Annotated in this window: 5 protein-coding genes; all 5 read left to right on the top strand. The window is 61.0% G+C overall.

Annotated elements, in window-relative coordinates; genetic code table 11:
* Nucleotides 1-1,389, top strand: a 1,389-nt coding sequence (locus IG629_RS17270) for a glycine cleavage T C-terminal barrel domain-containing protein (protein ID WP_319025119.1), incomplete at its 5' end; no start/stop codon positions are given.
* 178 nt (nt 1,390-1,567) lie between these two features.
* Entirely contained in the window at nt 1,568-3,136 is a 1,569-nt protein-coding gene (locus IG629_RS17265) for an ABC transporter substrate-binding protein (RefSeq protein WP_193173172.1), read from the top strand.
* Nucleotides 3,137-3,224: 88 nt separating this feature from the next.
* Nucleotides 3,225-4,199: an ABC transporter permease gene (locus tag IG629_RS17260; protein WP_193173171.1), complete on the top strand. Its 975-nt coding sequence runs from the start codon at nt 3,225-3,227 to the stop codon at nt 4,197-4,199.
* Nucleotides 4,200-4,202: 3 nt separating this feature from the next.
* Complete coding sequence (locus IG629_RS17255) at nt 4,203-5,141, top strand: ABC transporter permease (RefSeq protein WP_193173170.1); 939 nt, start codon at nt 4,203-4,205, stop codon at nt 5,139-5,141.
* A gap of 7 nt (nt 5,142-5,148) precedes the next feature.
* Nucleotides 5,149-6,879 (top strand): ABC transporter ATP-binding protein, encoded by a 1,731-nt coding sequence (locus tag IG629_RS17250; protein ID WP_193173169.1) that lies wholly within the window; start codon nt 5,149-5,151, stop codon nt 6,877-6,879.
* The last annotated feature ends 29 nt before the right edge of the window (nt 6,880-6,908 follow it).

Here is a 6,908-nt window from a genome sequence, read left to right as displayed (position 1 = left end):
TTCGGCGTCACCGCCGCCGGCGGCGCCGGCTGGCAGCTCGCCAACTGGATCGTCGACGGCGAGCCGTCCGTCGACATGATCGGTGTCGACCCGCGCCGCTTCGGTGTCGTCTCCAAGAACTTCGCCAAGATCAAGAACGAGGAAGCCTACGAGCACGTCTTCTTCAACCACTTCCCGATGGAAGAGCGTGAAGCGGGCCGTCCGGCCAAGACCACGCCTGCCTATCCGCGCCTCGACGAGGCAGGTGCCGTCTGGGGGGCGCGCTTCGGCTGGGAGCGTCCGAACTGGTTCGCGCCGAAAGGTGTCGAGCGCAAGGACATCTATTCCTACCGCCGGTCCAATTGGTTCGAACATGTCGGTAACGAAGTCCGCACCATGCGCGAGCGGGTGGGGCTGCTGGAGCTATCCTCTTTCGCCAAGTACGAGGTCGAGGGACCGGGGGCCCGGGAATGGCTCGACCGCATGGTCGCGAACGCCATCCCGAAAGGGCTTGGCCGGATCAATCTCTGCCATGCCTTGAACCCGTCGGGCTCGATCCGCTCGGAATTCACCATCACAAGGATGCCGGACGGCTTTTATGGCGAGCGGTTCTTCGTCATCGGCCCGGGCGCGGGGCACGATTACGATCTCGATTTCCTGCAGAAGCGCCTGCCGCGCGACGGCTCCGTCTTCTTGAAGGATATCACCACGCAGTACGGCGTCTTCGTGCTGGCCGGGCCGGATTCCCGCAAGGTGCTGCAAAAACTGGCGGACGCGGATGTCTCCAACGAGGCCTTCCCGTGGCTGACCATGCAGGACATTCCGGTCGGCTATTGCCCGAGCGTCCGTGCCCTGCGTGTCAACTTCGTCGGCTCGCTTGGATGGGAGCTGCATCACCCGATCGAGTACCAACTGCACCTGTTCGATGCCCTGATGGAAGCCGGCAAGGAATTCGATATCGGGCTGGTCGGCATGCGCGCCATGGATTCCATGCGGCTGGAGAAAACCTACCGTCTCTGGGGCACGGACCTGAACGCGGAGAACTCCCTGCTCGAAGCGGGCCTGAAGCGTTTCGTGCGCCTTAACAAGGGCGAGTTCACCGGCCGGGATGCGCTGGTCCGGCAGCAGGAAGAGGGTATTCCCAACACCTACTGCACCATCGAGATCGACGCGGATGATGCCGATCCGTTCGGCAATGAGCCTGTCTTCATGGATGGCGAGGTGGTTGGCCGAGGTACCGCCGGCGGCTACGGTCACTATGTCGGCAAATCGCTGATGCTCGGCTACATCCGGACCGACAAGGCCGTGGTTGGCGCCGAATGCCAGGTCCGCGTTCTGGACCAGCTTCGCCCTGCACGGATTGTCGCTGAAAGCCCTTACGATCCGGACAACGAAGCCCTCAAGGCCTGATGGATATTTGAACGCAGCCGGGTGTTCGACAATGCCCGGTTGCGCTTTACCCCTTTTCTTCCGTCTATTGCCTGCTAGATTTCCTCTCTGATGATCCGGAAGACCGCTTTGCGGCGAGACAAAAACAATTCCGGACATCGCAGGGACGCATTTGCATCAGAGACGGGAGACTATCCTTATGAGTATCCGCACGATCGCGATTGCCGCGATGATGTCGACGACGATGTTAGTCGGCGCCGCCCACGCAGAGAAAGTACTGCGCTGGACGAGCCAGGGTGACGCCCTCACGCTGGACCCTATGGGCCAGAACGAAGGCCCGACCAACAGTATGAGCGGTCAGATCTACGAGCCGCTTGTCACCCGCGACAGCGACATGGTCCTGGAGCCCTCGCTCGCTGAGAGCTGGAAGCCGCTCGGGACGGACGGCTGGGAGTTCAAGCTGCGCAAGGGCGTGAAGTTCCATGACGGCGCTGACTTTACGGCCGAAGACGTGGCCTTCAGCGTCGCGCGCGCGCAGGCGAAGAGCTCCGACTTCAAGGAACAGGTCAAGTCGATCAAGGAAGTTAAGATCGTCGATGACCACACGGTCCAGTTCATGACCGACGGCCCAAATCCGATCCTGCCGAACGAGATCACCAACCTCTTCATCATGGACAAAGGCTGGGCTGAGAAGAACAACGTTCTGGAGCCGCAGGACTTCGCCGCTGGCGAGGAAACATTCGCGGTGCGCAATGCCAATGGCACCGGGCCTTTCATCGTCGATCAGCGCCTGCCGGACGAGTTGACGGTTCTGGTCAAGAACCCGAACTGGTGGGGCGCGGCGAATGCCGAGCATAATATCGACAAGATCGAGTACCGCCCGATCAAGAATGCGGCGACCCGCGTGGCGGCGCTGCTTTCCGGTGAAGTCGACTTCGTGCTCGATCCGCCGCTGCAGGATCTGAAGCGCATCGATTCTTCCGCCGAGTTGAAGACCGCCACGGTCAATCAGATCCGGACGATCTTCTTTGGCATGGACCAGGGTGTTGCCGAGCTGCGCAGTTCGGACGTCAAGGGCAAGAACCCGTTCCAGGACAAGCGTGTGCGCCAGGCTTTCTATCAGGCACTCGACGTCGACGCGATCCAGCGTGTCGTCATGGAAGGGCTTTCCTTCCCGGCCGGAATCATCACGTCTCCGGGCGTGCATGGTTTCACCAAGGAACTCGACAAGCGGCGACCGTTTGATCCCGCAGCGGCCAAGGGCCTGCTCGCTGACGCTGGCTATCCGAATGGTTTCACCATCCAGCTCGACTGCCCGAACAACCGCTATAACAACGACGAAAAGATCTGTCAGGCGGCGGTGGCCATGCTGGCCAAGATTGGCGTGACGGTGAAGCTTGACGCCATTCCAAAGAGCCAGCATTTCCCGAAAATCAAAAACCGGGTCAGCGACTTCTACATGCTGGGCTGGGGCGTGCCGACGCTCGATTCCCACTACGTCTTCAGCTACCTGTTACATAGCAAGGGCAGCTGGAACGGCACCGGCTTCGCCAATGCAAGGGTTGACGAGCTGACCGACGCTTTCGCAGTCGAAACGGATCTCGCCAAACGCGACGAGATGATCGCGGAAGCATGGAAGATCGTGAAGGATGAAATCGTCTATCTGCCGATCCACCACCAGGTCATCGGCTGGGGCATGTCGACGAAGCTTGATCTCCCGATCAGGCCGAACGACTCGCCGCAGTTCCGCCGGGCGAAACTGCAGTAGCAGCTTGCCGGATTTCGGGGGCGGCGGTATATCCGCCGCCCTCAGCCTTCCGGGCACCTAAAAACAGTTTCAGGCGAGCCTCACGCGCATGATTACTTATATCGCGCGCCGCATGCTGCAGGCCCTTGTGGTCATGGCTGCGGTGTCTTTCATTTCCTTTTCGCTCTTCAACTATGTTGGCGATCCGGTCGACAACATGGTCGGCCAGGAAGCAACGCTTGAGGACCGGCAGCGGATCCGGGAGGTGCTTGGCCTCGAGGACCCGTTCTTCGTTCAATATGCCCGCTTCATGCAAAATGCCTTGCAGGGTGAGTTCGGCCTCTCCTACCGGACCAAGAGGTCGGTGACGGAGATGATCGCTGAACGGATCCCGGCGACGCTGGAGCTGGTCTTTGTCTCCGCATTGATCGCGCTCGGTCTGGGTATCCCGCTCGGCGTGTTCACGGGGATCAACCGGACCAGCTGGATCAGCAAGGCGGTGCTGACTGTCTCCCTTGTCGGGGTCAGTCTGCCGACCTTCATTATCGGCATCAGCCTGATCTATATCTTCGCTGTGAATATGGGCGTCTTGCCATCTTCCGGCCGGGCCGGAACCGTCGAACTCGGCGGTTGGAAGACAAGTCTGCTCACCGTTGACGGCTGGCGCAGCATCCTGCTGCCGGCACTCACGCTCAGTCTGTTCCAGGTGACCATGATCCTCCGGCTGGTGCGGGCCGAAATGCTCGAGATCATGCGGACCGATTTCATCAAGTTCGCCCGTGCGCGTGGCCTGCCGGAAAACCGGATCAATTATAACCATGCGCTGAAGAACACGCTGGTGCCGGTTATCACGATCATCGGCCTCAATATCGGCGGCCTGATCGCGTTCTCCCTGATCACCGAGACCGTGTTCCAGTGGCCGGGTACCGGGTTGATGTTCATCCAGGCGGTGGACTTCGTCGACGTGCCTATCATGGCCGCCTATCTCTGTTTCGTGGCGCTGATCTTCGTCACCATCAATCTCGTGGTCGATATCCTCTATTTCGTCATCGATCCGCGTCTGCGCGCCGAGGGAGGGCACTAACCCATGGCGGTTCAACAGGATGAAAAGAAACCGGGACTCTGGGCGCGTCTGAACGACAACGATATCGCCTATTCCTTTTTCCATTCCCCGATCGCCATGGCGGCGGCCTTTGTCACGGCATTGATCGTGCTGTCGTCCTTCGGTGCGCCGCTCATTGCGCCGTTCGACCCGTTCGATCCGGCGCAGATCTCGCTTTGGGACGGCAAGAAGCCGCCAGCCTGGGAAGTTGGAGGCGATCCCGCCTACTTGCTCGGGACGGACAATCAGGGCCGGGATATGCTTTCGACCATCCTCTATGGCGGTCGGATTTCCCTGCTTGTCGGTTTTGCAGCTGTGTTTCTCGGCATGTTTCTCGGTGTCGCGCTAGGCGTGATCAGCGGCTATGTCGGCGGCTGGTTCGAGACGGTCATCATGCGGCTTGCCGATATCCAGCTGACCATTCCGGGTATCCTGACCGCGATCCTCATAAACGGCATTCTACGGTCTGTGCTGCCGCCGGACCTGCGTGACGAAATGGCGATCTATGTCGTCATCCTCGCCATCGGCCTCAGCGACTGGCCGCAGTTCGCCCGGGTTGCCCGGGGCGCGACGCTGGTCGAGGCGAAGAAGGAATATATCCAGGCAGCACGGGTCATCGGTCTGCGGCCCGCACTGGTCATGGCGCGTCACATTGTGCCGAACGTGATGCGCCCGGTGCTGGTGCTGGCGACCATCGGTCTCGCGCTTGCGATCATCTCCGAGGCGACGTTGAGCTTCCTTGGGCAGGGAGTGCCGCCGACGACGCCGTCGCTCGGGACGCTGATCCGGGTCGGTAACGAGTACCTGTTCTCCGGGCTTTGGTGGATCACCTTCTTCCCGGCCATCGCGCTGGTCGTGCTTGTCCTCGCCGTCAATCTGCTTGGCGACTGGCTGCGCGACACGCTCAACCCGAAACTCCGGTGATCGCCCGATGAGCCTGCTCGAATTCAAGAATATGACCGTGGAGTTTCCGACCCGGCGTGGCGTTTTCACGGCTGTCCAGGACGTGAGCCTGTCGGTCGATCCGGGCGAGATCCTCGGGGTGGTCGGGGAATCCGGCGCCGGTAAATCGACCATCGGAAATGCGGTCATCGGCCTCTTGGAGCCGCCGGGCCGTCTCGCCGGCGGCGAGATCTATCTCAAGGGCAGCAGGATCGACAATCTGGACGAGGACGCGTTGCGCGCGATCCGCGGCAAGCGGATCGGCATGATCTTTCAGGACCCGCTGACATCGCTCGACCCGCTGCAGACTGTTGAGCAGCAGCTGATGGAAACGATCCAGCTGCATCTGAAGCAAAACGACGAGGAAGCGCGGGCGAGCGCGGTGAGCTTGCTAGACCGTGTCGGGATCCCTGATCCAAAGATCCGGATCAAGCAGTATCCGCACCAGTTCTCAGGCGGCATGCGCCAGCGCGTGGTGATCGCGCTTGCCCTTTGTGCAGACCCGGAAGTGATCATCGCGGACGAGCCGACAACCGCGCTCGACGTCTCCATCCAGGCGCAGATCCTTGAGCTGATGCGCGAGCTGTGCCGGGAACGGTCCGTGGGCATGATTCTGATCACCCACGATATGGGGGTGATCGCCGATGTGACCGACCGGGTTGCGGTCATGTATCGCTCCCGTCTTGTCGAGGAAGGCCCGACGGAAAAAATCCTTGGAGACCCGGACCACGATTATACCAAGAGCCTGATCAGCGCCGTGCCGCGGCCTGATGTGCGTCTCGCCCGGTTCCCGGTGGTCGAATATATCGAGAGCGCCGGTGACCGGCGGGACAGTATCGATGTCGCTACCCACTGGCTCGGCGCCGGGCAGACGGAGTCGGGCGGCGAGACAATGCTCCGGGTCGAGGATCTGCATGTTCGCTTCCTCACCAAATTCTCCTTCCTCAAGAAGAACCGGATCTATCTCGATGCAGTAGATAGAGTTTCCTTCGATATCCGGCAGGGCGAGGTGTTCGGTCTTGTCGGCGAGAGCGGAAGCGGGAAGTCGACCATCGCCCGGGCCATCGCCGGGCTCTACAAGCCGGCTGGCGGTCACATCCACTTTGCCGGTGCCGATCTCACCGAGGTCAGGACCGAGTCGGAGATGGATCGCTACCGGCGGCAAATGCAGATGATCTTCCAGGACCCTTTCTCGTCGCTGAACCCGCGCATGAAGGTGCTGGATATCGTCGCCGAGCCGATCCGTTTCCATGGCCTCGCCTCGGGCGGTGCGGAAACCCGGCAGATCGTCATGGACCTGCTGGAGCATGTCGGTCTCGGTGCCGAGGCGGCGCGGAAATACCCGCATGAATTTTCCGGCGGTCAGCGTCAGCGCATTTCCATTGCTCGCGCGCTGGCCACACGCCCGCGCTTCCTGATCTGCGACGAGCCGACCTCTGCGCTCGACGTCTCGATCCAGGCCCAGATCCTCAACCTGCTGAAGGATCTGCAGGAAGAGCTCGGGCTCACCATGCTGTTCATCAGCCACGATCTGCCTGTGATCCGGCAGATGTGCGACCGGGTCGGGGTGATGCGGCACGGCAAGCTGCTGGAAGTGGCGGAGACTGAAACCCTGTTCGAATCGCCGCAGCATGAATACTCGCAGCATCTGCTCGACCTGATGCCGCGGCTTGAGGTGCTGTCGCACGAATTGATCGCGGGACTGGAGATGGCCGACTGAAGAGCGCAGCTTCTCGTGCTGCGGTGTCT

Origin of the sequence: Nisaea nitritireducens (assembly GCF_014904795.1) — a bacterium.
Classification (GTDB): Bacteria; Pseudomonadota; Alphaproteobacteria; order Thalassobaculales; family Thalassobaculaceae; genus Nisaea; species Nisaea nitritireducens.
Note: the sequence above shows the minus strand (reverse complement) of the source record. Positions and strands in the feature narration are given on the sequence as shown.